The 26,908-nt window shown below is 70.9% G+C and carries 22 protein-coding genes; 5 read left to right on the forward strand and 17 right to left on the reverse strand.

The features are described from left to right. The first annotated feature begins 31 nt into the window (after positions 1-31). On the forward strand, positions 32-2,116 hold the full coding sequence (locus AC5P1C_RS26885) for an MDR family MFS transporter (protein ID WP_493868501.1): 2,085 nt from the start codon (positions 32-34) through the stop codon (positions 2,114-2,116). 23 nt (positions 2,117-2,139) lie between these two features. Here AC5P1C_RS26885 and AC5P1C_RS26890 read toward each other — a convergent pair whose 3' ends face one another. From AC5P1C_RS26890 to AC5P1C_RS26915, 6 genes are all read right to left on the reverse strand, one after another. Then, positions 2,140-2,907: a sulfite exporter TauE/SafE family protein gene (locus AC5P1C_RS26890; RefSeq protein ID WP_493868502.1), complete on the reverse strand. Its 768-nt coding sequence runs from the start codon at positions 2,905-2,907 to the stop codon at positions 2,140-2,142. 77 nt (positions 2,908-2,984) lie between these two features. After that, positions 2,985-4,502, reverse strand: coding sequence for a long-chain-fatty-acid--CoA ligase (locus tag AC5P1C_RS26895; RefSeq protein WP_493868503.1), 1,518 nt, complete (start codon positions 4,500-4,502; stop codon positions 2,985-2,987). 60 nt (positions 4,503-4,562) lie between these two features. Continuing rightward, a complete protein-coding gene (locus AC5P1C_RS26900) occupies positions 4,563-5,750 on the reverse strand; it encodes a thiolase family protein (protein WP_493868504.1) in 1,188 nt (395 codons plus the stop codon). Between the two features lie 220 nt (positions 5,751-5,970). Further along, positions 5,971-7,194: an FAD-dependent oxidoreductase gene (locus AC5P1C_RS26905; RefSeq protein ID WP_493868505.1), complete on the reverse strand. Its 1,224-nt coding sequence runs from the start codon at positions 7,192-7,194 to the stop codon at positions 5,971-5,973. Continuing rightward, a complete protein-coding gene (locus tag AC5P1C_RS26910; RefSeq protein WP_493868506.1) occupies positions 7,191-8,642 on the reverse strand; it encodes an FAD-dependent oxidoreductase in 1,452 nt (483 codons plus the stop codon). Before AC5P1C_RS26910 ends, AC5P1C_RS26905 begins: the two co-directional genes overlap by 4 nt. Then, positions 8,639-10,111 (reverse strand): FGGY family carbohydrate kinase, encoded by a 1,473-nt coding sequence (locus AC5P1C_RS26915; protein ID WP_493868507.1) that lies wholly within the window; start codon positions 10,109-10,111, stop codon positions 8,639-8,641. The genes AC5P1C_RS26910 and AC5P1C_RS26915 overlap by 4 nt, the downstream gene beginning before the upstream one ends. 265 nt (positions 10,112-10,376) lie before the next feature. Between AC5P1C_RS26915 and AC5P1C_RS26920 the strand changes: the two genes are divergently transcribed. Together AC5P1C_RS26920 and AC5P1C_RS26925 are read left to right on the forward strand one after the other, a co-directional pair. Next, entirely contained in the window at positions 10,377-11,369 is a 993-nt protein-coding gene (locus AC5P1C_RS26920; protein ID WP_493868508.1) for a hypothetical protein, read from the forward strand. 169 nt (positions 11,370-11,538) lie between these two features. Beyond that, positions 11,539-13,023, forward strand: a complete 1,485-nt coding sequence (locus AC5P1C_RS26925; RefSeq protein ID WP_493868594.1) for an amino acid permease — start codon at positions 11,539-11,541, stop codon at positions 13,021-13,023. Between the two features lie 42 nt (positions 13,024-13,065). On the opposite strand, the gene AC5P1C_RS26930 is transcribed toward AC5P1C_RS26925, so the two are convergent. From AC5P1C_RS26930 to AC5P1C_RS26945, 4 genes are all read right to left on the reverse strand, one after another. Continuing rightward, complete coding sequence (locus tag AC5P1C_RS26930; RefSeq protein ID WP_493868509.1) at positions 13,066-13,620, reverse strand: GNAT family N-acetyltransferase; 555 nt, start codon at positions 13,618-13,620, stop codon at positions 13,066-13,068. Positions 13,621-13,663: 43 nt separating this feature from the next. Beyond that, a complete protein-coding gene (locus AC5P1C_RS26935) occupies positions 13,664-14,407 on the reverse strand; it encodes an SDR family oxidoreductase (RefSeq protein WP_493868510.1) in 744 nt (247 codons plus the stop codon). Positions 14,408-14,587: 180 nt separating this feature from the next. Then, the gene (locus AC5P1C_RS26940; RefSeq protein ID WP_493868511.1) at positions 14,588-15,478 is read right to left on the reverse strand and encodes an NmrA family NAD(P)-binding protein; all 891 of its coding nucleotides are present in this window, start codon (positions 15,476-15,478) and stop codon (positions 14,588-14,590) included. 5 nt (positions 15,479-15,483) lie between these two features. Continuing rightward, a complete protein-coding gene (locus AC5P1C_RS26945; RefSeq protein WP_493868512.1) occupies positions 15,484-16,527 on the reverse strand; it encodes a saccharopine dehydrogenase NADP-binding domain-containing protein in 1,044 nt (347 codons plus the stop codon). Between the two features lie 82 nt (positions 16,528-16,609). Here AC5P1C_RS26945 and AC5P1C_RS26950 point away from each other — a divergent pair, with 82 nt between their 5' ends. Further along, positions 16,610-17,224 (forward strand): TetR/AcrR family transcriptional regulator, encoded by a 615-nt coding sequence (locus AC5P1C_RS26950; RefSeq protein WP_493868513.1) that lies wholly within the window; start codon positions 16,610-16,612, stop codon positions 17,222-17,224. Here AC5P1C_RS26950 and AC5P1C_RS26955 read toward each other — a convergent pair. Next, positions 17,221-18,573, reverse strand: a complete 1,353-nt coding sequence (locus tag AC5P1C_RS26955) for a radical SAM protein (protein ID WP_493868514.1) — start codon at positions 18,571-18,573, stop codon at positions 17,221-17,223. The two genes, AC5P1C_RS26950 and AC5P1C_RS26955, sit on opposite strands and share 4 nt — an antisense overlap. A gap of 191 nt (positions 18,574-18,764) precedes the next feature. Here AC5P1C_RS26955 and AC5P1C_RS26960 point away from each other — a divergent pair, with 191 nt between their 5' ends. Beyond that, positions 18,765-20,264 carry a CAP domain-containing protein gene (locus AC5P1C_RS26960; protein ID WP_493868515.1) on the forward strand — a complete coding sequence of 500 codons (1,500 nt, stop codon included), beginning with the start codon at positions 18,765-18,767 and terminating at the stop codon, positions 20,262-20,264. Positions 20,265-20,324: 60 nt separating this feature from the next. On the opposite strand, the gene AC5P1C_RS26965 is transcribed toward AC5P1C_RS26960, so the two are convergent. The 6 genes from AC5P1C_RS26965 to AC5P1C_RS26990 form a co-directional block, all read right to left on the reverse strand. After that, complete coding sequence (locus tag AC5P1C_RS26965; RefSeq protein WP_493868516.1) at positions 20,325-21,338, reverse strand: Gfo/Idh/MocA family protein; 1,014 nt, start codon at positions 21,336-21,338, stop codon at positions 20,325-20,327. After that, complete coding sequence (locus AC5P1C_RS26970; RefSeq protein WP_493868517.1) at positions 21,335-22,384, reverse strand: Gfo/Idh/MocA family protein; 1,050 nt, start codon at positions 22,382-22,384, stop codon at positions 21,335-21,337. Before AC5P1C_RS26970 ends, AC5P1C_RS26965 begins: the two co-directional genes overlap by 4 nt. A 61-nt stretch (positions 22,385-22,445) precedes the next feature. Beyond that, entirely contained in the window at positions 22,446-23,288 is an 843-nt protein-coding gene (locus tag AC5P1C_RS26975) for a carbohydrate ABC transporter permease (RefSeq protein WP_493868518.1), read from the reverse strand. After that, positions 23,281-24,228, reverse strand: a complete 948-nt coding sequence (locus tag AC5P1C_RS26980; protein WP_493868519.1) for a carbohydrate ABC transporter permease — start codon at positions 24,226-24,228, stop codon at positions 23,281-23,283. Before AC5P1C_RS26980 ends, AC5P1C_RS26975 begins: the two co-directional genes overlap by 8 nt. Next, the gene (locus AC5P1C_RS26985) at positions 24,225-25,481 is read right to left on the reverse strand and encodes an ABC transporter substrate-binding protein (RefSeq protein WP_493868520.1); all 1,257 of its coding nucleotides are present in this window, start codon (positions 25,479-25,481) and stop codon (positions 24,225-24,227) included. Before AC5P1C_RS26985 ends, AC5P1C_RS26980 begins: the two co-directional genes overlap by 4 nt. A 66-nt stretch (positions 25,482-25,547) precedes the next feature. Further along, positions 25,548-26,684 (reverse strand): ROK family protein, encoded by a 1,137-nt coding sequence (locus AC5P1C_RS26990; RefSeq protein WP_493868521.1) that lies wholly within the window; start codon positions 26,682-26,684, stop codon positions 25,548-25,550. Positions 26,685-26,908: the final 224 nt, after the last annotated feature.

Raw genomic sequence — 26,908 nt, forward strand, 5'->3', positions numbered from 1 at the left:
ACGGGCCCGGACGCGGTGTGAGGGTGACCGTGTGACCACCACCGCCGAGGCCGCCGCCGAGGCCCCTGCCCAGGGGCCGCCCGTCCTGGACAAGCGCCGCCGCAACATCGTCTTCGTGACGATCATGCTGGGGATGCTGCTCGCCGCACTCGACCAGACCATCGTGGGCACCGCGCTGCCCACGATCGTGGCGGATCTGGGCGGCGCCGAGCACATGTCGTGGGTCGTGACGTCGTATCTGCTCGCGGAGACCGTCGCCACGGTGCTCGTCGGGAAGTTCGGCGATCTCTTCGGGCGGAAGATCGTCTTTCAGGTGTCGGCGATCGTCTTCATCACCGGCTCGTTCCTGTGCGGGCTCTCGACGAACATGACGCTGCTCATCGCCTGGCGCGCCCTGCAGGGCATCGGCGCCGGCGGGCTCATGGTGACCTCGATGGCGTTGATCGCCGATGTCATCCCGCTGCGCGAGCGCGGCAAGTACCAAGGGGCGATCGGCGCCGTGTTCGGCGTGGCCACCGTCATCGGGCCGTTGCTCGGCGGGCTCTTCACCGACCATCTGACCTGGCGCTGGGCCTTCTACGTCAACGTACCGATCGCGATCGTCGTGGTGATCGCCGCGGCCCGCACGATCCCGGTCGTGAAGTCGGCGGTCCGCCCCGTCATCGACTATCTCGGCATCGCGTTCGTCGCGATCGGCGCCAGCGCGCTGATTCTGGCGACGAGTTGGGGCGGCAACCAGTACGCGTGGGGTTCGGGCACCATCATCGCGCTGTTCGTGGGCGGCGCGATCGCGCTCGCGCTGTTCTGTGTGGTCGAGACGCGGGCCGCCGAACCGATGCTGCCGATGCGTCTGTTCGCCAATCCCGTCTTCACGGTCTGCTCGATCCTCAGCTTCATCGTCGGCTTCGCGATGCTCGGCGCGATGACGTTCCTGCCGACCTATCTGCAGTACGTCGACGGGGACTCGGCCACGATCTCGGGCGTGCGGACGCTGCCCATGGTGATCGGGCTGCTCATCGCTTCGATCTTCAGCGGCAACGTGGTCAGCAAGACCGGGAAGTATCGGATCTTTCCCATCATTGGTGCCTTGGTGATGGCGTTCGGGCTCTATCTGCTCTCGCTCATGGGCAGTGAGACCAGCACGTGGCTCGAGTCGCTGTACATGTTCGTCCTCGGTACCGGTATCGGGCTCTGCATGCAGGTCCTGACGATCGCCGTGCAGAACACCGTCGTCTACTCGGACCTGGGCACGGCGACCTCCGGCGTCACCTTCTTCCGTACGCTCGGCAGCTCCTTCGGCACCGCCGTGTTCGGCACCATCTACGCGAACACGCTGAAACCGAACCTGGAGGACGGGGTCGCGGCGGCGGCCAGGACGGGCGGCGCCGATCCCGCCGCGGTGGCCAAGGCCGCGCAGAGTCCGCAGGGGCTGCACGACCTGCCCGCCGAAACGGCCGCGCCCATCATCAAGGCGTACGCCGACACGCTGCACACCGTGTTCCTCTGGACGGTGCCCGTGGCGCTGCTCGGGTTCGTGGTGGCCCTCTTCCTCAAGCAGGTGCAGCTGCGGGACAGCGCACGGATGAGTTCATCGGACATGGGCGAGGGCTTCGCGTCGCCGACGTCGAGCGGCAGCCCGGACCAAGTGCTCGAGCTGGCGGTCGGGAACATCATCCGCAAGACCGGCATGGACACCGCACGCCGTGTCATCAGCGGGTCCGACACCCGGCTCGACATGGCCGGGGCGTGGGCCGTGATGCAGGTGTCGCTGTTCGACCGGATGGTCGGTCACGCAAGTCTCAGCCTGATCGCCGCCCGGCGGCAACTGCCGGCGGAGGTCCTGGTGCCGGTCTTCGACCGCATGGTCGAGGAGGGCTTCCTCACCCGTTCCGGCCTGCTGTTCTCCCACACCCCCGCGGGTGAACGCGAGGCCGACGTGATCGGCAAGGCGTGGGCCAAGTGGCTGGGCGAGCAGGTGGAGAAGGACAGCGGCCGTCCCGCGGACCAGGACCTCGTCAAAGCGGTCGACGCGATCGCGAAGCGGCTGCTCGTGGAGGACCTGGAGCACGGCCTTGCTCCCGAGGCGAGGCAGCCGGTCCCGTTGGGCAAGGCGTAGCGGTCACCTCCTGTGCCCGGCCATCAGCGCAGCAGCAGTTGGAGGCCGCCGAGCACCGTGGCCCCGATGACCAGTTGCTCGAAGAGGCGCTGATTGATCCGGTGTACGGCGGCCTTGCCGATGAGTGCGCCCGGGACGACGAACAGCACCAGTGCCGCGTCGAGAAGGAGCGAGTGCGCGTCGATCAGGCCGAGGCCCACGCTGAAGGGGACCTTGGAGGTGTTGACGATGAGGAAGAACCACGCCGAGGTCCCCAGGAAACTCAGCTTCCGGAAGCCCGCCGAGAGGAGATACATCGACATGACCGGGCCGCCCGCGTTGGCGACCATGGTGGTGAAGCCGCCGAGCACTCCGTAGGAGGGCGCCTTGAGCCGGGCGCCGCGCGATGGCGATAGCACCTCCGCCTCGCCCGTGGGCGCCCTGCGGCGCCACAGCGTGACCGCCGCCATCAGGAGCAGGATCGCCCCGATCGACGTACGGACGATGGCGTCGTCGGCCCACATCAAGAAGACCGTGCCCACGACCACGCCGCCCGCGACGGCGGGGAACAGCCGCCACAGGGTGGGCCAGTGGGCGTGCCGACGGTAGGTGAGGACGGCCAGTACGTCGCCCGCGATGAGGATCGGCAGCAGGACGCCGGTCGACTCGCGGGCCGGCAGGACCGCGGCGAAGACGGCGAGGCTGACCGTGTTGGCCCCGCTGACGGCGGTCTTCGAGAAGCCGACGAGCACCGCGGCCGCGGCGAGCGCGGCGAATTCCCAGAGGGATAGGTCCATCAGAGATATGTCCATGCCGGGAACCGATGCTAGGCCCAACTATCTCCGCGCCGTCCGGGGCGGCCACATCCTGGACGCCCCGGCCGGTGGTCCTAGGCCCCGCCGTAGGTGACGCGCAGCTCGCGCTTGAGGACCTTCATGCTGGGGCCGAGCGGCAGTTCGCCGGTGAACTCCACGCGGCGCGGGTACTTGTGGCGGCCCAGGTGCTCCTTGGACCACGCGGTGATCTGCGCGGCATCCGGCGCGGATCCCGGCGCCGCGACGACGACCGCGCAGATCTCCTCGCCGTGCACGTCGTCCGGGAAGCCGATCACGGCCACGTGCGCGATCTCCGGGTGGCGCATGAGTACCTCCTCGACCTCGCGCGGGTAGACGTTGAAGCCGCCGCGGATGATGACGTCCTTCTTGCGGTCGACGATCGCGAGGAACCCGTCGGCGTCCTTGGTGCCGAGGTCCCCGGTGCGGAACCAGCCGTCGACGACGGCCTCGGCGGTCGCCTCCGGGCGCCCGAGGTAGCCGGAGAAGACGTTGTGGCCGCGGACCACGACCTCCCCCAGCTCCCCCGTGGGAAGCAGCTCGATCCGCCCCTCGACGTCGGCGCGGGCGATCTCCACGTCCACGCCCCACAGCGGGTGGCCGATGCTGCCCGCCTTGGTGCCGAAGACGGGCTGGTTCACGGAGGCGGTGGGCGAGGTCTCGGAGAGCCCGTACCCCTCGTAGACCGGTACGCCGAAGGCCTCCTCGAAGCGTTCCAGTACGGCGACGGGCAGCGAGGCGCCGCCCGAGACCGCGAGCCGCAGCGTGGGCAGCCCGGGGAGCGTGGCCGCGGCGGCGACGAGGTTCACGTACATGGTCGGCACCCCGTGGAAGGTGTTGACGCCCTCCGCCGCCATCAGCTCGATGGCCCGCGCGGCGTCGAAGCGCGGCAGCAGCACGAGAGTCGCGCCCGCGCGCCAGGTCGCGTTCATGGAGACGGTCTGGCCGAACGCGTGGAAGAGCGGGAGCGCGCCGAGCGCGATGTCGTCGGCGCGCACGTCGTGGGCGTCGAAGGCGCAGACGGTCGCGTTCATCACCAGGTTGAGGTGGCTGAGCACGGCGCCCTTGGGGACGCCCGTGGTGCCGCTGGTGTAGAAGACGACGGCGGGGTCGTCGGCCTCACGGGTGACGTAGCTGGGAAGCGGCTCGGCCGCGTGCGCCAAGGCCTCGAGCTCGCCGTCCGCGCCGAGGGTCAGCATGCGTACGCCGGTGGCGACGGCAGCGGCCTTGCCCGTCTCGGCCTGCGCTGGATGGCACAGCAGCAGGGTGGCGCCGCTGTCCCGCAGGACGTGCTCGACCTCCTCGGCGGAGAGCAGGAGGTGTACGGGGACGACGACGCCGCCGGCGGCGAGGATCGCGTAGTAGGCGCGCGGGAACTCGGCGGTGTTCGGCGCCATCAGGGCCACCCGGTCCCCCGGCCGCACTCCGAGCTCCACCAGCGCGGCCGCCTGTGCGCGGGCCTGCTCCCACAACTCGCCGAAGGAGAACCGGAGTTCGCCCTCGACGAGGGCGATGCGGTCCGGTCGGCGGCGGGCGGGCTCGGCGAGGATCGCGGCGAGGGACAGCGTGGCCATGGGTGGTGCTCCGTTTCCTTGCGTTCCGTGCAGCTGTGCGTGCGGCCTTGAGGGAGGGGTTCAGCCGCGTTCGACGAGCAGCGCGCTGCCCTGGCCGACGCCCACGCACATCGTGGCGAGGCCGCGGGCCGCGCCGGTGCGGCGCATGCGGTGCAGCAGCGTGGTGAGGATGCGGGCGCCCGAGCAGCCGAGGGGGTGGCCCAGGGCGATGGCCCCGCCGGTCGGGTTCACCAGCTCCGGGTCGATGCCGAGGGCGTCGACGCAGGCGAGCGCCTGGGCCGCGAACGCCTCGTTGAACTCGGCCTCTTGGAGGTCGCCGATGGACCAGCCGACGCGGGTGAGCGCCTTCTGGGTGGCCGGCACGGGCCCGATGCCCATCACGTCGGGATGCACACCGGCGGAGGCGCCGGCGACGTACCGTCCGAGGGATTCGAGCCCCAGCTCGTTCAGGGCTTCCTCGCTGACGAGGAGGAGCCCGGCCGCGCCGTCGTTCATCGGCGACGCGTTGCCCGCGGTGACGGTGCCGTCCTTGCGGAAGACAGGGCGCAGCTTGCCGAGCTTCTCGTACGAGGTGTCCTCGCGGACGCATTCGTCGAGGTCGACGAGGGTGCCGTCGGGCAGCGTGACGGGGAGGATCTCGTCGTCGAAGCGGCCGTTCTTGCGGGCATCGGCGGCGCGCTGGTGGCTGCGGAGCGCGAAGGTGTCCTGGCGTTCGCGGGATACGCCGTAGCGCTCGGCGACTTCCTCGGCGGTCTCCCCCATGGCCAGGACGCCGTGGAGTTCCTTCATCGCGGGGTTGACGAGGCGCCATCCGAGGCGGGTGTCGGCGGTCTCCATCTTGTGCGGCATCGCTTCGTCGGGACGTGGCAGGACGAACGGGGCGCGGCTCATCGACTCGGAGCCGCCCGCGAGGACGATGTCGGCTTCGCCGGAGGCGATGGTGCGGGCGGCGGCGGTGACGGCTTCCATGCCGGAGGCGCAGAGCCGGTTCACGGTCGCGCCGGGCACGGATTCCGGGAGGCCGGCAAGGAGGGCCGCCATGCGGGCCACGTTGCGGTTGTCCTCGCCCGCCTGATTGGCGGCGCCCCAGTAGATGTCGTCGATCCTGGCGGGGTCCAGCTCCGGGGTCCCCGCGAGGAGGCCGCGTACGACCGTGGCGGCGAGGTCGTCCGGGCGGACGGAGGAGAGGGTGCCGCGGAGTTTGCCGATGGGGGTGCGGCGGGCTGCGGCGAAGTGGACTGGGCGCACGATACGGCTCCGGATCGTTTGCGGTAAATTAGCGCTGCTAGTTTTTAGTCTACGGGGAGGTTCCGCCCGGCGGAAGAGCGGTTTCTGGCGCGGGGGCCTCGCGTGCCGCCAGTCACCGGCTCCGCCGAGTTCGTCCTCAAACTCCCCCAAGCTCTTAAAAAGGAGGGGGGACCCCCACGGACGGGCTGGATTCCAGCCCGTCCGTGGGGGAACAACGGCCTCAGCCGACCGTCACCCGCACCGGCCCCCCGCCCGCGTCCACCTTCCCGACCCAGCTCCCCGAGAGGTACAACCCCCGGTCGGGAAGAGCCGCCCCCAGCACCCGCTGGCGGTACAAGCACCGCCCGTCCTGCCTCACCACCAGCACCGGACAGAACAAACCCTCCGCCGTCCGCAGGACAAAGCGACCGCCCGGAGCGCCCGGAGCGAGCCGATTGGGCGCCACCCACCGCAGTGGGGGCTCGGCCACCACCGGTACCGCGCCGCACGGCCACACCGCGCCCCCGAGATGCCCCCGCACAGCGCCGGCGACCCGCACCCCCTCCCCCGCGGCCACCCGCGCCGGCTCCACCGCGTGCACCCCACTGCCCACCGCGAAGACCCCGGGCGAGGCCGTGCGGAACAGGCCGTCCACCGCGGGGCCACGGGTCCCGGGATCAAGGAGCACGCCCCCGCGCCGGGCCAGCTCGTGGTCGGGGACGAAGTCGCCGGTGAACACCACCGTGTCGCAGGTGAGCACACTCTCCCGGCCGTCACGACGCCGTAGCCGCACCCCCGACAGCCGTCCACGCCCCAGGAGTTCGGCCACCACCGTGCCCGTCACCAGCGGCACCCGCGCGGGCCCGAGGCGAGCCGCCGTGGCCCGCGCCCTGCCCACCTGCGCCCGCGCCTCCTCCGTGACGAGCGCGGCGACCTCCACCCCCGCGCCCCGCAGCGCGGACAGCGCCGCATAGCTCACCGGCTCCGCCCCCACGACCACCGCCCGGGTCCCGATCTCCTGCCCGTACACGTGGACCGCCTGCTGCAACTCCCCTGTCGTGAACACCCCCGCCGGGCGCGTCCCGGGCACGAGCCGTGCCGACCGTGGCCGTTCCCGTGCGCCCGTGGCCAGGACGATGGCGCGCGCGGTGATCCGTTCCAGGCCGTGCGGTCCCGTCGTGTCCACGGAGAGCGGCCCGGCCCATCCGGTGGCGGTCACCCCGGTCCTTACCGCCGCTCCGGCGCCGAGCGCGGCCTCGACGAGGTTCTCCGCGTACTGCGGCCCCGTCACTCCCCAGCGCCCGAACCCCTTGTGGCCGCAGTGACGCGGCACCCCGCCCGCCCGCGCCTCCCGTTCGAGGACCTCCACGGTGACCTCGCCCGACATGGCGAGGCCCGAAGCCGCCGCGAGTCCCGCGGGGCCCGCGCCGACGACGAGTACGTCCACGGTCCGCTGTCGTCTCACCGTGCGGCCCCCGACTTGCCCCAGCCGTCGAAGAGTTCACGCACCGCGGCCCCGCAGTAGAACCCCTGGCAGCGCCCACCCCGCGCCCGTGTCCTGCGCCGCAGGCCGTCCAGCGATCCGGGCGGGACGGTGCTGATGAGGGCGTCCCTGATCTCTCCGCGGGTGACGCGCTCGCAGTGGCAGACGATGCTGCCGTACGCGGAGTCGGTCGCGATGAGGTCGGCGCGTTGGTAGGGGCGGGGGAACGCCTCGCCGAGGTTCGGCATGCGCACGGGGTCCAGGTTTCCGGCCACCGTCAGGTCGAGGTCGGCGCCCGCGGCGTCGGCGAGGAGGCCGACGACGTACTCCGCGATCGCCATCGACGCGGTGAGGCCCGTCGACCGGATGCCGCCGACGGTGATGTAGCGCTCATCGGGTGCGGCGTGGATCTGGTAGTCGTCGTGCTCGGTGGCCGCCCGCAGCCCGGCGTAGACCGCGGTGACCTCCTCGTCGAGCAGCGGGGGCAGGATGCGTCCGCCCTTGGCGCGCAGCCGGGCCAGGCCGTCCTCCGTCGTGCCCGTCGCCGCCTTGTCGTCCAACTCCTCGGCGGTGGGGCCGAGAAGGACGTTTCCGTACACGGTCGGTGCCACGAGGACGCCCTTGCCGAGGGCTGTCGGCACCGGCAGGAGGATGTGGCGTACCAGGTCACGGGCGAGCTTGTCGAAGACGATGAGCTGGCCGCGGCGCGGGGTCACCGTGAACTCGCCGCGTCCGAGCAGCTTCCGGTCGAGCGCGTCGGCGTGCAGACCGGCGGCGTTGATGAGGTAGCGGGTGCGTACGACACCACGGGGTGTGGCCAGTTCATGGCAGTCTCCGCCGGATCCGTTCCGCGCTGCCGACGAACTGATCTTCTCCACCTCGCAGTTGAGGTGCAGGTCCACTCCTTCGCGCACGGCTTGAGTGGCGTACGCGAGCGTCGTCGTCCAGGGGCAGATGATGGACTCGCCGGGGACGTCGAGCGCGCCCAACACACCCTGACCCAGGTGTGGTTCGCGGGCCCTTACCTCGTCCGGGCCGATGATCCGGGCGTCTTGGTAGTCGTTCGCCTCCGCCTTCTTCAACAGGCCCGGCAGTGCGTTCAGTTGGTCGTCGTCCCAGGCGACCAGCAGTGCTCCGACCGGTTCGACGGGGATGCCGGACTCCGCCGCGTACGCGGCGAGCAGGCGTTGGCCCTCGCGGACGAGGCGGGACTCCAGGGACCCGGGCACGGCGTCGAAACCGGTGTGCAGGATCGCGGTGTTGGCCTTCGACGTGCCGTCGCCGACATCACCGGAGGCTTCGACGAGGGCGACACGGAGGTGATGGTGTCCGGCGAGTTCGCGGGCGATCGCCGAGCCCACCACTCCGGCGCCCACGACGGTCACGTCATAGGGCTCGGACGGCAGCGGGCCCTTGGCGGTGACGGTCATGACGACGGTACGGGCGCGCGGTCGAGGAGGCGGTCGACCGCCGAGCGGAAGCCGCCGAGGCGCTCGGCGGCCTGCGTGGCGTCGATCTTCGGTTCGTACACGGTGGCGGGCCGCCAGCGCGGGACAGCTTCACGCACCGTGAGCTTCGGGTCCAGGCCCATGCGAGCGACCACGCCCACGCCGAGGGCCGTGACATCGGGCAACGCCGATACCTCGACCGGGACTTGGAGCAGGTCCGCCTGCGTCTGCATCAGGAGGGCCGAGCGGGTCAGGCCGCCGTCGACGCGCAGACTCGTCAGGGGCTCGCCCAGGTCGGAGGCCACGGCGTCGGCGAGGGATGCGACCTGCGCCGCTATGCCCTCGCACAGGGCGCGGACCAGATGGCCGGGCGCCGTGTCGAGGCCGAGGCCGGTGATCGAGCCGCGCAGGTCACCGCGCCACCAGGGTGCCGCGAGCCCGGCGAGCGCGGGCACGAAGGTGACACCGCCGGCGTCGGGCACCGACGAGCCCACCAGGTCGAGGTCCGCCGCCCCCTCGATCACCCCGAGGTCCGTGAGCCAGCGGACGGCGGACGCGGCCGTGTAGACCTGCCCGTCGAGGCAGTAGCTGGTCTCCCCCGCCAGTCGCCAGGCGACACAGCTGACCAGGCCGGACCCGCCCCGACGAGGGCGGGAGCCGGTCTGGGCGAGCAGGAACGCCCCGGTGCCGTACGTGCACTTGGCGGTGCCCGGCTCGGTCACGTCCTGGGCGAGCAGTGCGGCCTGCTGGTCCACGAGGAGGCCGGTGAGCGGGAGTTCGGGTCCGAAGGCCTTCGTGGTGCCGACCGGGCCCGCCGCGTCGACGACGCGCGGCAGCCGCTCGTGGTCGAGGCCGAAGACGTCGAGGGCGCGCTGTGACCACGTGACGGCGTCCAGGTCGAGCAGTTGGGTACGTCCCGCGGTCGCCGCGTCGGTGACGAACTCGCCGGTGAGCCGGTGGACCAGCCAGGCGTCGCTGGTGGTGACGACGCCCTCCTGGGTGAGGTGGCGGCGTATCCACGCCATCTTGGGTGCGGCGAAGTAGGGGTCGAGGGGAAGCCCCGTCAGGTGCCTCAACTCTTCTGCGTACGGGGCCAGTTCCGCGCAGATCGGCTCCGCTCGCCGGTCCTGCCACACGATCGCCTCGGTCAGCGGGCGGCCGGAAGCGGGGTCCCAGGCGAGCACCGTCTCGCCCTGGTTGGCGAGGCCGACCGCGGCGACCGGTTCGCCCGCGTCGGCCAGGGCGCGGTGTCCCGCGTCGACGACCGAGGCGAACAGCGCCGCGGGGTCGACCTCCACCAGGCCTCCGGGGAGGTGGCGCGGGCGTACGGGCGCGACGCCGGTTCCGATCACTCCGCGGTCCGGACAGAGGACGAGAGCCTTCGTACCGGACGTGCCCTGGTCGATGGCGAGGACAGCCTCGCCGCGTGGTCCTCCGCCATTCGTGATCACCGCGGAAGCCTGCTACAGCGCCCAGGAAGGCGTCAAGGGCCCCCTTCACGGACCGGCCCTGTCGGGGCTGGTTCTCAAATTGCCAACCGGCGCGCCGAGTTGAACTCAAATCGATCTCAAAAGAACCACGAACCTCCCTGTAAACGGAAGTTACAGACCTACACTGACCGCCGAACAACATCGTTCCGCCACAGGCCAGTTCACCCCGCCGAGACCTTCACCCCGCTCCTCCCCTACATTCGCCCGCCTCCCCCACAGAGGATTCATGCCCACTCCGTCAGGCCGCCCCGTATACCACCCGGCGGGCCACGACGAACAGTTGCGCGCCGTGCTCCAGGACCTCAAGACGGGTCGCTGGGTGTCGACGCGCAACCTGCTCGACTCGACACCCGACTGGGGTCTCTGGACGCAACGTACGCAGATCCTCGCGGCCGCCGTCGCCGGTTCCGATGTGGTCAGGGCCTGGCAGGCCGAGGAGCCGCACAGCGCCGCCGCGACCGTCCTGCACACCAGGGTCCTGGTCGAGCGGACCCTGCGCGCCCATCGCGCGGGACACCGTCACACCAGCGAGCTGTGGCGCGAGGCGGCAGCCGCGTGCGGGGCCGCGATCGACGCGTCGCCCGAGGATCCCGTGCCGTGGGTCTGCCTGCTCGCCCTCTCCCAGCTCGACAAGGGGCAGCGCTGGGACGAGCACCGGGTGCCGGCTCCCGAGCCGATGCTGTTCCCCGGCCCCTGGCATCTGCTGGCCGAGGCCGACAAGCGAGACCCGGGCAACCGCGAGGCCTACCACCGGATGCTGCAGTTCGCGTACACCCGCCGCCCCGGAGGTCCCCTCACCGAAGCGGTCAACTTCGCCCACTGGGCGTCCGGTTCGGCGCACGCGGGCTCGGCGCTCCACGTACTGCCCCTGTATGTGCGCGTCGAGCGGTATCGCAAGGACGGCGGCAGCGAACACGCCCTGGACCTGCACTGGATAGGGGAGGACGCGACGCGCTCCGCCCTGCGCGCGCTGCACCTGTGGTTCGAGCACGCGCTGCCCGCGGCGACCTCGCTCCTGGACCTCAGCCACCTGGCCCACGCGCTGTGGGGCGCGCATCGATTCCAGGACGCGACCCGGGTGTTCGAGGTCCTCGATCCCTTCTACACCGTGGCGCCGTGGACGTACCGCACACGGTCGCCCGGTGACGCGGACGCGGCGGCCGAGGCATTCATGCAGGCACGTACGCGCTGTCTGAGCGCCGTACGAGATACGGGCTGAGGCCACAAGCCCCCACGGACCGAGGCACAAGCCCTCACGGACCGAGGCCCGCCTCCTGCGGCCACGGCTTCCCCACCAGCAGCACCCGCTCCCCGACCGACCGCTCCCCGACGGAGGTACATCCGTGTCCCGCACCACCTGGTCGAGCCGCACCTCGACCACAGTCCCGATGCCCGACGAGGAACAGCGGCTCAGAGAGCTCGGCTACCAGCCGGTCCTGGCGCGCCGGATGGGCGGCTTCGGCAACTTCGCCATCAGCTTCTCCGTCATCTCGATCCTCTCCGGCTGCATGACCCTGTACGGCTTCGGCCTGAACACGGGCGGACCGGCCGTGATGCTCTGGGGCTGGGCGGGCGTCGGCCTCTTCGTGCTCTGCGTGGGCCTCGCGCTCGCCGAGGTCACCAGCGCGTACCCCACGTCGGGGGCCCTCTACTACATGGCCGACCGGCTCGGCGGGCGCCGCTGGGGCTGGTACACGGGCTGGCTGAACCTGCTCGGCCTGCTCGGCGCGATAGCGGGCATCGACTACGGCGCCGCGCTGTTCACGGGGGCCTTCCTGAACCTGCAGTTCGGCTTCACGCCGACGCCGGAGAAGACCTTCCTGATCTTCCTCTGCATCCTGTTGCTGCACGCCGTCCTGAACCTCTTCAACGTGCGTCTGGTCAGTCTGCTCAACTCGATCAGCGTGTGGTGGCACGTGGCCGGTGTCGCGGTCATCGTGGGCGTCCTGGCGATCGTGCCGGACCACCACCAGTCGCCGTCGTTCGTCTTCGGCGAGTTCGTGAACGACACCGGGTGGGACAACCCGCTCTACGTCACCGCGATCGGCCTGCTCCTCGCGCAGTACACGTTCTCCGGGTACGACGCGTCCGCGCATCTCTCCGAGGAGACCTCCAACGCGTCCGTGTCGGCGGCGCGCGGCATCGTGCGCGCCATCTGGGCCTCGTGGATCGCCGGTTTCATCCTGCTCGCCGGACTGACCTTCGCGATCCAGGACTACGCGGGAACCCAGGACACGGACACCGGGGTGCCGCCCGCGCAGATCATGATCGACGCGCTCGGTGAGTCCGGTGCGACGGCCCTGCTGCTCATCGTGATCGTGGCGCAGCTGTTCTGCGGCAACGCCGAGACGGCGGCGGCCAGCCGGATGGTCTTCGCGTTCAGCCGCGACAACGCCCTTCCCGGCTCGAAGATCTGGCGCAGGGTCAGCTCCCGCACCCAGGTGCCGGTGCCCGCGGTGTGGCTGTCGGTCGGTCTTGCCGCGGCCATCGCACTGCCGTCCCTCTACTCGGCGACCGCGTACACGGCCGTGACCGCCATCAACGTCATCGGGATCACACCCGCGTACGCCATCCCGATCTTCCTGCGGCTGCGCGCGGGCGACCGCTTCCAGCCGGGCCCCTGGAACCTCGGGCGCTGGAGCAAGCCCATCGGCTGGATCGCCGTGCTCTGGGTGGGCTTCGTGACGGTCCTGTTCTGCCTGCCGCAGGTCTCGCCGGTGACGGTCGACACGATGAACTACGCGTCGATCGCGCTCGCCGTGGTGCTGACGCTCGCCACGGTGTGGTGGTTCGTGGCGCGGCGCTCCTACAGCACGCCGTCCGCGTACGGGTCGGAGCGGGAGCAGGCGGAGATCGCGGAGGACATCGTCTGAGGAACGCCGTCCATCTGAGGGGCATCGGCCAGGGGACGTCCTCTACGGCATGCGGTCGTTGAGGATCCGCTGGAAGAGTCGGTGGTCGCGCCAGGCGCCGTTGATGTGCAGGAACTCCGGCGCGACACCGAACTCCTCGAAGCCGCACTTGGTCAGGACGCGCTGCGACGGCACGTTGTCGAGGAGGGTGCCCGCCTCCACGCGGTGCAGGCCGAGCTCGGTGTCGGCCGACGCGCAGGCGTACGTCACCGCGGCGGTGGCGAGGCCACGGCCGATGTGGTCCACGTCGATCCAGTAGCCGAGGTTCCCGCTGCGCAGGGGGCCGAGAACGATGGCGGACAGGGTGACCGTGCCGACGATCTCCCCGTCACGGTCGAGCACCCAGGGCGCCGCCCGCCCCGCCCGGCTCTCCTCCAGCTGGCTGCGGAGCCGGGCGGACTGTGCGCGCGAGGTGAAGTAGTCCTCGGGCCTGGTGGGTTCCCACGGCTCCAGGTGAACGCGGCTGCGCAGAGTGGCGCGGGCTAGGCCGTCCGCGTCCTCCATGGTGGCCGGGCGCATGACGACGTCGGGTGTGATGCGGGCGGATTCGGTGATCATGCGCCAAGGGTATGGACTGCGGCGGGCCCGCGTACCGGTCTGTTCACCTTCCGCCGGCCACGCGCACAATCGTGCCGCTCGCGTAGGAGGCCTCGTCCGAGAGCAGCCAGGCGACGGCCGCGGCGATCTCATCGGGCCTGCCCGACCGCCCCAGCGGGATGCCCGACGCGAGCTTCGCCGGGCGTTCGGGGTCCGCGTGGAACTCGGTCCAGATCACGCCGGGGGCGACGGCGTTGACGCGGATGCCGTCCGCCGCGACCTCCTTCGACAGACCGACCGTCATCGTGTCGACGGCCCCCTTGGCGGCGGCGTAGTGGACGTACTCGCCCGGGGCGCCGAGCGTCGCCGCCGCGGAGGAGATGTTCACGATGCCGCCACCGGTGCCGGTCCGCGTCATGTCGCGGATCGCGCGGCGGGCGCAGAGGAGATAGCCGAGTACGTTCACGTCGAGTGCGCGGCGCATGGCGGCGACGTCGGCCTGGGCGAGGGGGCCCACGGGGGCGCCGATTCCGGCGTTGTTGACCAGTCCCGTGACCGGACCGAGGTCCGTGGCGGCGGTCTCGAAGAGGCGGTCGACGTCGGCTTCTTGGGCGGTGTCCATCTGTACGGTGACGCAGCGGGCGCCTGCGGCTGTCGCGCGGACGGTCTCGGCCACCTTCTGTGCCGCCTCGGCGTCGGAGTGGTAGCCGAGGGCGATGTGGTGGCCGTCCGCGGCGAGGCGGGTGGCGATGGCCGCGCCGATGCCGCGGCTGCCGCCGGTGATGACTGTTACGGGGTTCTGCGGCACGGTTCCTCCGGGGCGGGTCGTCTTGGGTCGCCGGTTTGATCGATCATTCCCCAACCCCGCCTCTTCCCGAAACTGGGGCTCCGCCCCAGACCCGCTCCTCAAGCGCCGGAGAGGCTGAACTGTGCCGGGCGGGCCGTACATCCAGCCCGCCCGGCGATGAAGGACCGCAGGAGGCTGACCTCAGCCCACCCGCCCCCGCACGAACTCGCGCAGCGTCCCCGGCGCGCCACCCCCGATCCGCTCGATCGACTCCGTCACCTGGTACAGCTCATGGTGCGAGCCGATCAGGCGGAACAGTTCCCAGAGCTTGTCCAGATGGGCCACCACGTGTGCGTCCCCGTACAGGGACTTCGCCCGCTCCCGCCATTCCTCCGGCGGCATGTCGACGTACCGCAGGCCGCCGCCGAACGTCTCCACCACCTCGCCCACCGTCAGCACCTGCCCCGTAAGGAGCACCACCGGATCCGAGCACTCCGGCAGGGGGGCGGACAGCAGGCCCGCCCCCACCCGTGCCACGTCCTCCCCCGCGATCAGCGGCAGCACCGTGTCCCGTGGGCCGAGTGGCATCGCAAGCTCTCGGCCGCCGCCCGCCCGCACCAGGAAGTCGATGTTCTCGAAGAAGACTCCGGCCCGCAGGTGCACCGCCCCGATCCCCGCCCAGTCGAAGACCTCCTCGGCGACCCAGTGCTGTCGCATCCGCGGCGTCCCCGCGTCCGGTGCCGCCGCCAGCTGGGACACCTCGACCACGCGCTCCAGGCCCTCCCTCCTGGCCGCCGCCGCGAACGCGCCGGTCGCCTCCAGGAGGCCGTCCGTCACCGGGTACGTGAAGAAGGCGCGCCGCACACCCCGCACCGCCGCGAGCACGTCCGTGATCTCGCGGAGATCGCCGACGACCACCTCGGCGCCCATCTTCCGCAGCGCGGCGGCGCGTTCGTCGTCGGTGCGCACGAGGGCACGCACCGCCTGGCCTCGATCGAGCAGCAGCCGCACCACGTGACGTCCGGTGGAACCCTGCTGTCCCCCTGCCGCTCCGGTCACGAGGACCGGCTCGTCCGACGGATTCGACGGCATCCCCTTCACCCCTCTCCACGCGGCAGCGTGAGCGTGAACGCGCCCTGCCGCTCCAGTTCCCGCAGGAACGGCTCCGCCGAGAACGCCTCCCCCGGCGCGAGGACCCCTGTCTTCGTCGGCCCCCTGCCCCGCGCGATCCGCACGGCCGCCTCCACCGAGGCCAGCGCCCCGGCCCGCCACAGGTCGTGGCCCGTCAACCTGCCTGCCACGCTGCCCCCTTCCCACATCACCTGGACGGCGACGGTGAAGTCGGTGGCCGCGCGTTCCGCGTCGCCGATGTGTTCGCTCTCGAAGGCGTCCTTCGCCTCGAAGGCGCTGGTGCTGATCATCAAGTCGATGTTGCGGGCGGGGACATGGCGCGGCACCGTCACGACCTCGCTCGACGGGAACGGCGCGATCATCGTGCGCGGGCCGAGCGGTGGCGGGAAGGGGAAGACTGCGTTGCGGGGTTCGACGTATCCCGCGTGCAGGGCGCCGTCGCCGAAGGTGAGGCGTTCGGTCTCGGCGAAGAGGTGGGTCGCGGTGTTCTTGGCGCCGGTGGTCAGCCGCCAGCCGTTCACGGCGTACGCGACGACGATCCGGTCGATGCCCGCGATGCCGTCCGACACCGCCCCGGCCAGGAGGTCGCCGAGGCCTCCGTAGAAGCTGAGGCTGGGGATCATGACGGCGCCGGTGCGCTGCGCCGTGGCCTGCGCGGTGTCGAAGACCCCCTTCACGTGGTGGGGTTCGAGTGCGTGGTCGACGTAGTGGCAGCCCGCCTCCGCCGCGGCCGTGGCGACGGGCGCGCCGGTGACCGCGAAGGGGCCGGCGCACTGGATGAGGACGTCGGCGGCCGTCATCACCTCGCGCAGCGCCGCGGGGTCGTCCACGGGAGCGGTGCGGGTCCGTACGCGCTCCCCCGCGTCGAGTTCTTCGGCCAGCGCGCCTAACGCCTCGGCGTCACGGCCGACCAGGAGCAACTCCTCGTCTCTGGCGAGGAGTTCGGACGCGACCAGGCGTCCGGTGTGGCCATAGGCTCCGTAGATCGCGAAGAGCGACTTCTTTGTCATACTCAACTCGCTTCCATACCGAAGGTATGCAACTGCTGCGGAACCTACGTACCCTGAGTATGTCCGTCAAGAGGAGCCGACCATGTTCCCGCCCGCGCGCCCGACTCCCCGCCGCACACAGGCGGAACGCTCCGACGCGACCACCGCGCAGCTGATCACCGCGGCACAGCGGCTCTTCGGCGGGGAGGGGTACGCGACGACCTCGATCTCCGCCGTGGCGGCCGCCGCCGGGGTCACCAAGGGTGCGGCCTACCACCACTTCGAGGGCAAGGCGGCGCTCTTCCACGCGGTGTTCGTCCGTGAACAGGAGGAGATCGCCGCGGAGTTGGAGCGCGCCGCGGCCGAAGAACCCGACGCCTGGTCCGCGCTGCTGCGCGGCTGCCGCCGCTTCCTGGAGCACTGTCTGGACCCCGGGTTCCGGCGGATCGTCCTGCTCGACGCGCCCGCCGTCCTGGGCTGGGAGACCGTCCGCGAGGTCGAATACGCCCACACGCTGCGGGTGTTGACCGACGGAATGCGCGCGGCGGCGGCCTCGGGCCACATCGGCGACGGGGATCTGGGCGTGCGCTGCCAGCTGATGTTCGGCGCGCTGTGCGAGGCGGGCATGCTGCTGGCCCGCTCGCCCGACCCGGCCTCCGCCCTCACCTCGGTGACGGCGGAGGCCGAACGACTGCTGTCGGCGCTGGCCGCTCCCTAGTTCGCCACGGTCTCGCCTGCTTCTTCGGCCGCCTCGTCGGGGGCCAGGCTGTCCATGAAGGAGGAGACGGAGAACACCGCGCGCCCCGGTCCCGCGGGACCGTAACCGGGAGGCGACGTCAGGCCGTTGGCCTCCATCGTCGCTCGGTAGGCCTCGAGGAGGCGGACGTGGTATTCGAGCGGGGCGCCCTGCGGGTTCGCCTTGCCCAGGGGTGTCGTGGGCTCCGGGCACCACGTGGTGAAGCGGGGTGTGATGCCGCGCGACATGAAGTACTGCAGCCCCTCGACGGTGGAGTCGATGGCCTCGCCGACCGTCTTGAAGCCGAACGGCTCCGCCATCTCCACGCCCGCCACGAAGTTCGGGATGACGTTGCGCGGCCCGAAGACGTCGGCGGAGTCCAGGATGCGGCGGTGCCACTCGTCGCGGCCGACGTAGCGCTCCTTGCCGGGGCAGTAGCGCTCGAAGAGGTACGGGTCCCACACCTCGTAGTTGGGGTGGTAGATCCGCACGCCGTAGTCGTGGAAGCGCTGCACGTCCGCCTTGGGCAGGGCCTGCGCGACGACCTTGCCGATCCAGCGGCCGGGGAAGCGCTCCTCGATGGCCTTCGCGTACTGCCCGTAGAAGTCGGCCTCGTCCTTGCCGCCGATCTGCGAGGTGATGGCGCCGCCGGTGAGCGTGTACGCGGTGGAGGACTTCGCGGTGTCGTACTTGTCGATGATGGCGAGGGCCTCGAGGACCTCGTCCATCGGCTTCACGCCCGTGTAGGGGCGGCCCGCCGCCTTCTGCTGGCGCCAGTTGTGGTTGATGTCGCAGTACTGGCACTCCTCCTTGGCGCCGAAGTACTGGCAGACCCGGAAGACCGTCAGGTAGATCAGGTAGCCCCACTGGATGGTGGGCGCCACCTCCATCACGGACTTGCCGTTCTCCAGCGTGTGCCGGTAGTAGTCCGGCATCGGCGGCAGGCCCACGTCGGAGATGCGTACGCCGTCCAGGTACAGGCCGAGTACGCCGTTGTCGTCGGCGGCCACGCGGTAGGGCGACGAGGGGTTCACGCGGACCGAGACGACCGTGCGGCGCAGGTCGTACGGGCCGCCGGTGAGGACGATCTCCTCCGGCGGGCGGCGCAGGGCGGCGGCGCCGAGCTCGGGCAGGGTGCTGTGGTCGAAGGAGAAGATGAAGTACGACTTCGGCTTGACCTCGCCCCCCTCGTTGTCACTGAGGGCCGACTCGTCGAACGCCATTCCGCCCCTGAGCAGGTCCTCTTTGATCACCGCCTCTCGCGGCACCTGCGGGAACCGCTCCATGAGTCCTTCGACGAGCTGGGTACGGCTCTCGCTGCGGCTTGCCATCTGCCGGGCACCTCGGATCCTGTCGGTGAATTGTGCTTTCCCGTGACCCCCACGCTAATACGCGGCTTTCGCGGCGCGGATCCGCCTCCGGTCTCGGGCGCCCTCCGCCTTGCGGCGGTGCCTGCGCGTACTGCGCGGTACGCCGTCCCGGCACCGGGAACCTCACGGCGCGGGCCTCGCGTTGTCCTTGCATGAACGAGCTGGTTGCCGGGGGGAATGTGCCGCTGCCGGACGGTGCCGTCACCCTGCGGGTGTCCGGCCCCTTCGACCTGTCCGTGATCGTCACGGACGACAGCGGGAAGGTCGCGGGCGACGGCGACTTCGTCTTCTACAACCAGCCGGCGGCGCCCGGGGCCCGGCTCCAGGGCGACACGGTCACGGTCGACGGGCGGCGCCTGCGCACGGGTGCGAGCCGCGTCACGGTGGCCGTCAGCCCCGCCGAGCCGGGCACTCCCCTGGGCCGGCTGCCCGCCGTCGCCCTGCAGGTGCACGGACCCGGCGGCCGTCTCGTGGCGCGATTCACACCGCCGCTCCCCGACCGCGAGACGGTGCTGCTGCTCGCGGAGATCTACCGCAGGGGCCCGGGGTGGAAGCTGCGGGCGCTCGGTCAGGGGTACGCGGACGGTCTCGCCGGGGTGGCGCGGGACTTCGGGGTGGACGTGGCTCAGGAGGAGCCCGCGCAGCCGCCGGCGGCTGCCGCCGGCCGTGGCCGACGGGCTCCCGGCGGTCCACCGGCGACGGGGCAGCGGTGTCCATCGCACCCTGCGCCCACACCGGCGGGGGCACGCACGCCCTCTCACCCGGCGGGCTCCCGCCCAGCCACCGACCCGGGTCCAGCTTCACCCTCCCGTCCCACCACCGGCCCTGGGCGGTCAGCACCTCACCCCGGCTCGGCCATTCCCTCCGGTCCACCCGCCCCCGGCGACTTCCTCCCGCTGGTCAACGCCGCGCGTGCGTCGGTGGGCGCGCCTCCTGTCACCCTCGACGCCCGGCTGACCGCCGCCGCGAGCGCGCACGCCACCGGGATGGCGGCGCGGTCCACGCTCAGCTCGGAGCACGCGGACGGCACGTCCCTCTACCAGCGGGTCGTCAGAGGTGGTTACGCGTACCTGGCCATGGGCGAGCATCTGGTCTCCGGGCCACGCACGCCCGCCGACTTCCTGGAGTACTGCCTCTCCGGCGAGCAGTCGCGGCGCACGGTGCACAGTCGCGCGTACACGCACGTCGGGGTGGCCCACACCGCCGACGCGCGCTCGGGCGATGTCTACTGGACGGCTCTGTGGGCCACCCCGTTCTCCCCGCAGGGGCTCGCGGAGTGGGGGTCCGCCGTGCTCCGCCTCACCAACGCCGAACGGACGGCGGCAGGGCTGAGCCCCCTCTCCCCCGACCCACTCCTGACGGTGGCCGCGCAGGACCACAGCGCGGACATGATCGCCCGCGCCTTCTACTCCCACACCTCGCCGGACGGTGGCGAACCGTGGCACCGCGCGTCGGCCGCGGGCAGCAGGCACCGCGCGATCGGCGAGAACATCGCCTGCGGACAGCGCACGCCCGCGGAGGTGGTGGACGGCTGGATGAACAGCCCGGGTCACCGGGCGAACATCCTCAAGCCGTCCTTCACGCACCTCGGAGTGGGCTTCGCGGGCGGCGGCTCGGCGGGGACGTACTGGACACAGCTGTTCGGCGGCTGAGGAACACCGGACACGGGATGCGGCCACGCCCCACCGCCATCGCACAGCCGGGACGGTGGATCAGCCCACCGCCACCGGGACCCCACTCCTGGCCGACGCATAGCCCGCCGCCACGATCTTCAGCGTCCGCAGTCCGCCCTCCCCATCGGCCACGTCCATGCCGCCGTCCCCCGGGCCGTGGAGAAACGCCCGCAGCATCCGCTCGTCCAGGTCCGCGCCGAAGGGCAGTTCGAGGCCTTGCCGGTTGCGTTCGCTGTAGCCCTGGACCGACTGGTCGAAGGCGTCCATCTCCAGGGTGGCCCGCTCGCCGATCACCGTCAGTTCCAGTCCTCCCCAGGAGTGATGGGAGCGCGGGTGTGACCAGCTGCAGTCGATCGTGGCCACCGAGCCGTTGTCGTAGGTCACGGTGACCAGGCCGCTCGTCTCGGCGTCGACCTCGCCCTCGTACATGCGGTTGTTCGTCTGGGCGTACACGTCGACGGGGCGGGCATCACCGAACAGGTCGTCCAGAAGGTCGGCTATGTGCACCGTGTGGTCCATCAGGGCCCCGCCGCCCGCGAGTTCGGGGTCGGCGAACCAGCGCCGGGCGCGCGTCGGCATGGCGCCGTTGTTCGCGCCGGACACGGTCAGGACCCGGCCCGCCTCGCCCGACGCGACGGCTGCCTTGACGGCCGCGTAGGCGGGGCTGAAGCGCACCGGGAAGGCGACCGCGAGCCGCACGCCCGCCGCCCGGCAGGCCGCGAGCATCGCCTCACCGTCCTCGACCGTCGTGGCCAGGGGCTTCTCACACAGGACGTCCACGCCGTGGGACGCGGCGAGCTCCACCAGCGGGCGGTGGCGCGCGTTCTCGGAGCAGACGATCACCGCGTCCGGGCCCCAGGCGAAGGCTTCGTCGTACGTCTGGGCGTACGCGACCCCCAGCTCCTCGGCGAACGCGCGCCCCCGCACCTCACCGGGGGCGGCCGACCCGGTGTCCGGGTCGCTGCCGATGACCTCGACACCCGGCATGCGGGAGAGGAGCCTCAGGTACCCCGCCGCGTGGACGTGGGCGAACGACAGAACGGCGATCTTCATCGCGTGACCTCCTGAATACCCGTACGGCCCTCGGCCGCCCGGCTCGCGCCCATCTCGATCGCCCGGCCCGTACGACTCGACTCCACTGCCGCCTCGGCGATCCGCACCGCCTCGATCCCGTCCCGCGCGCTCACGCGCGGTTCCCCACCGCCGTCCTCCCACGACGCCGCGAACTCCCGCAGCTCGGTCAGGTAGGGGCTCTCGGTCATCGGGCTTGAAGGGATGCCCTCGTTCGCCGCGCGCACCCCTTGCGCCGTGATCCGGTAGCCGGGCACGGACGTGGAGTCGTGCCGCAGCAGGCCGTCCCTGCCCGCGATCCGGAACGTCGTACGGAATTGCTGGTCCGGCAGGCCCCAGAGCCCGTTGATGTGGCTGATCACGCCGGAGGCGTGGGTGAGGACGGCCGTGGCCGACACGACCTCCGCCTCCGTGCCGCCCGTGGTGTGCTCGACGCCTCGCGTCTGCGCGTGCACGCGCACCACGTCGCCCGCGATCCAGCGGGCGATGTCGATGTCGTGCACCATCAGGTCCATGATGACCCCGCCGGACTTGGCGGGGTCACCGAACCAGGGTGCCCACTGCGGACGTGCCCCGCCACGCGTGAACCGCAGCACGGCGAGGTCTCCCAACTCACCTGCCTGTACGGCCTGTTGCATCGCCGCGTACGCCGGGAAGTACCGCACGACATGGGCGGGGTGCAGCCGTACGCCCGCCGCTTCGGCGGCTGCCGCGATCCCCTCGGCGTCAGAGGCGTTGAGCGTGAGGGGCTTCTCGCAGATGACGTGCAGGCCCGCGGCGACTGCCGCGAGGGCCAGCTCTTTGTGGGTGGGGGTCGGAGTGCAGATGTCTACGGCCATGCAGTCGGCCAGCAGTTCGTCGAGGGTCGCCACGGCGGCGACCTCGCGCCCCGCGTACTCGGCGGCGAGCTTCTCCGCCGAGCCGTCGACGGTGTACACGCTGACGCGCGCACCCAGTTCCAGCCAGCCGGGGAGATGGGCGCGGGCGATGCCGCCCGCGCCGATCAAACCGATGTGAAGCGGTCGCATGAAGGGAGTTACCTTTCCTGGTTCCCGAAAGGGGTTCGGTGTCCTGACGCGGGCAGTGGGGTCAGCTCTTGGAGCCGGAGAGCGCGACGCTCTGCACGAAGTGCCGCTGCAGGAAGACGTAGACGAGGAGCATGGGAAGGCTCGCGATGAGTGAACCCGCCATCATGACCGGGTAGTTGGTCTCGAACTGCCCCTCCAGCGAGGTCAGTCCGGCGCTGATCGGCATCTTCTGCGGGTCGGTGTTGACGATCAGCGGCCACAGGAGGTCGTTCCACGACCACATCGCGGTGATGACGGCGAGCGCGGCGAGCGCGGGCCGCACCAGCGGCAGCATGATCGACCAGAAGACGCGGAACGAACCCGCGCCGTCGATCCGTGCCGCCTCCTCCAACTCCTTGGGCAGCGTGAGGAAGAACTGCCGCAGCATGAAGGTCCCGAACGCGCTGAACATGCCCGGCAGGAACAGCGCCGGCGCCGAGTTGAGCAGGCCGAGGCTCTGGATGATGTCGTACTGCGGAAGCACGAGCAGCGAGCTCGGCACCATGAGGACGGACAGGAACAGCGCGAACAGGACGTTACGGCCCCGGAATTGCATGCGCGCGAAGGCGTAGGCGGCGAGCGAGCAGAAGACCAGCTGCCCGACCGTGCGTCCCACTGTGTTGAAGACGCTGTTGAACAGCATTTCGCGGAACGGCAGCGCGGTGAAGACCTCCTCGAAGCTCGACCAGTTCCAGGTGTCGGGCAGGAAGGTCGGCGGCACCTTAGCCGTCTCGGCGAGGGACTTGGCTGCGGTGAGCAGCTGCCACAGGAAGGGGAAGACCATCACCAGGGCGCCGAGCGAGAGCGCGGCATGGGTGGCGATCGAACCGGCGTCGATACGCCGACGGGGCGAGGACTCACGCATAGTGCACCCACCTCTTCTGCAGCCTGAACTGCACCAGCGTCAGTGCCGCGATGATCAGCATGAGCAGGAAGGCGAGCGCGGCGGCGGCGCCCTGGGCGTTCTCGACGAAGGCCCATTTGTAGAAGAGGCTCACCACGGACTGGGTGTCGCCGATCGCCGGGTTCTTCTCGGCCATCATGATGTAGATCAGGTCGAAGGTCTGCAGCGAGTTGATCATGCAGATGATGGACGCGAAGAAGATGGTCGGGCTGAGCAGCGGCAGCGTGATCGTGAAGAAGCGGCGCAGCGGCCCGGCTCCGTCCAGCTCGGCGGCTTCGTAGTAGTCCTGCGGGATGCCCTTGATCCCCGCCATGAAGATGATCAAGTAGTAGCCGGTGGTCGACCAGACCATGACGCTGCCGATCGCGTACACGGCGGTCGACGGGTCGGAGACCCAGTAGCGGCGGTCCGCGCCGAACCACTCGAAGACTTCGTTGATCAGTCCGTAGTCGCCGTTGTAGAGCCAGTTCCAGACGAGGCCGACGGCCACGGGCAGGGTCACGAACGGGACGAAGTACAGGGCTCGGTAGACCGAGACCCCGCGCAGTCCGCGCCGGTTGAGCAGCGCCGCGACACCGATCGCGAGCGGCAGGGCGAGCAGTCCGATGACGCAGTAGATCAGCGTGTTGCCGAGCGCCTGCCAGACGGTGACGTCCTTGAGGACGCGTACGTAGTTGTCCGCGCCGATCCAGGTGTGGCCGCCGAACGCCCCGAACTCGGTGAAGCTGTAGTAGAAGGTCTGGAGCAGCGGCCAGAAGTAGAAGACGGCGAAGCCGATGCCGAGCGGCGCGACGAAGAGGTAAGCGGCGCGCTGGCTGCGGGACTTGGGCGCGGACCCGGCCACCGGTTTGCTGCGTCCCGCCTTCTTCGCCGCCGCCGTGGAGGGAAAGACACTCATCATGCGCGCTCCTCCTTCAGGGCTCGGTCCATCTGCTCGCCCAGCGTGCGCGCGGCGCTCTCGATGCCGCCCTTGCCGCTGAACGCGGCGCCCAGGAGCGGGTATTGGAGGTTCTCCCAGACCGCGGTGTTCTTCGAGCTCGGGTACGGCACGGCGTACTCCAGCATGTCGACGAAGGACTTCAGGTCGAACTCGGGCATCGACTTGAACCAGGCGTCCTGCGTCCCCTCGTACGAGGAGATGGTGACGCCCGTCGACGCCTGGATCTCGGCGGCCTTGCGGCCGGCCATGAAGTGGACGAACTTCCAGGCGGCCTCCTTCTTGCGGCTCTTGGCGGAGATGACGTTGGCGAGGCCGTGGATGATCGTGGCGCGCTCCCGGCCCTTGGGCAGGACGGTGACGCCGCCGTGGTCCTTGATCGCGGGAGTGGCGTGCATCTGCCCGGAGAACGCGGATATCTCGTAGACCATGGCGGCCTTCTCCGACCAGAAGCGGTTGCGGGCCTTGGACTCGACCATCGCGCTCTGCGGGGGCGACCAGCCGCGGTCGATCATGTCGGTCCAGTAGCGCAGGCCCTCGATGGAGCGCTCGTCGCCGAAGCCGGATTTCCCGTCCTTGAGGACGTAGCCGCCCGCTCCGTAGATGGCCGGGTAGATCTGGGCCTGGCGGTCCATCTCGGCGGCCATGCCGTGCACGCGCTCGCGTGGGTCGGTCAGTTCGGCGGCGGCGTCGCGCACGTCGTCCCATGTCCACGTCGTGTCCGGGTACTTGATGCCCGCCTTGTCGAAGAGCGCCTTGTTGTACCAGAGGCCGATGGTGTCGAAGTCCTTGGGAATGCCGTACTGCGTGCCCTGATAGGCGTAGATCTTCACGAGTGACTCGGGGTGACGGTCCACGGGGGTCGCGTCGCTCCTGATGTGGCCGCTCAGGGGTTCCAGGACCCCGCTGGAGGCGTACAGCTGGAGGTTGACCGCGTTCATCCAGAACACGTCGGGGGCCGTGCCGCCGCGCATCGCGGTCTTCAGGGTGGTCCAGTAGCTGGACCAGGGCGTGAGTTCTATGCGCACGGATATATCGGGGTTCTCCTTCTCGAAGGCGTCGATCACCTTCTGCAACCCCGGCACATGGGCCACGTCCCACAGCCCGTACGTGAGGGTGGTCCGGCCACCGCCCTGCTTGCCGTCGTCACTCTGGCCGGAGCAGGCGGCGAGCAGCGGCGCCGCCATCGCTCCGTACAGCAGAGTCCTCCTGCGCATGCGCGCCTCCGCTTCCGGATCGTCCACGGGCACCCCGGAGCTCTCCAGGGCCGGCGTGGAGCTTTCCTATGACGCCGAATCCGTCAGGAGATCGGATTCGACCTGGTCAAGTGCCTTGCGTACGGCGCCGATCGCGACGCCCTGTTCGCCCAGCGTGCTCAGCGCGATGCGCGGGACGTGCAGGGTCAGCGGGCGCAGCCTGTCCTCGATCAGCGGCACGAGGTGACCGCCCAGCGGGGTCGCGCCTCCGGTCAGGACCACGAGCTCCGGGTCGACGGCGAGGGCGAGGGCGGCGATGCCCGGCGTGATGCGGTCGGCGAAGTCCGCGACGGCGGCGAGGGCGCGTGGTTCCGCGGCGTCCGCCGCACGGGCGAGGGCGGCCACTTCGGACTCTCCGGGACGCCGATCGTCCTTCCAACTGAGGGCGTCCTGTGCGGTGTTCATACCGAGCAGCGGAAGCAGGCCAAGCTCGCCCGCGCCGCCGCGGCGCCCTCGGTGCAGCCGTCCGCCGATGGTGAGGCTGCACGCCACGCGGTGTCCGGTCAGGACGCAGACGACGTCACCGGCGAGGGTGGCCGCGCCCTGCCAGCGCTCGGCGAGCACGGCGAGGTTCACGTCGTTCTCGACGAGGGTGTGGCCCGGCTGCCCGTCGGCGAGGAGCCGTCCCATGTCCACGCCGGACCATTCAGGGATGACGTGGGAGGTGATGGTGCCGCCCGAGTCGACGACGCCGGGTACGCCCACGCAGCGGGCGAGGATGTCCTCGCGCCGTACGGAGTGTGCGTCCAGGAAGGCTTCCAGGCCCTTCCGGAGGAGTTCGAGCCGCTGGGCACCGCCCAGGGTCGGGTCGATGTCCTGGCGCCGCACGGCGAGCACCGTGCCGCCGAGATCGGCGAGGAGCAGCACCATCTTGTGCAGGCCTATGTCGGCGCCCACGACACGGCCCGCCTCCACCCGGAAGCGGAACCGCCGGGCGGGGCGGCCCGGCGCGCGCTCGCCGTCGTCGCGCTGGGCCTCCCCCGCCCAGCCGTGCGCGGTCAGCTCCTCGAGGGCTGATTCCACGGTCGGCCGCGAGAGTCCGGTGCCTGCGGCGAGCTCCGCGAGGGTCTGCGGGCTGCGGTGGTGCAGGGCGCGCAGCACGACGGTGGTGTTCAGTCGGCGCAGCGAGGCGAGGTCGTGCCCCCGTGTTCCGTTCCGCAACACTTCTTCACCCCACGTCGAGGCCGAGGCAGCCCTGTTGACCAGTAGGTCAGCGGCAGCTCCCGGTGATTTAGGAGGAGACTTGCATATCCTCGGCCGGCGGGGAACCCCCTGCGCGGGGACGGAGATCCTGGGGGCGATCGGCGGGGCCGCCGACTTACCACCCTGACGCCTCGTCAGGAAACAGCCCGGTTAACTCCGTGCGCGACCCCTTGCCAAGGCAGATC

The organism is Streptomyces sp. A18 (assembly GCF_059026065.1).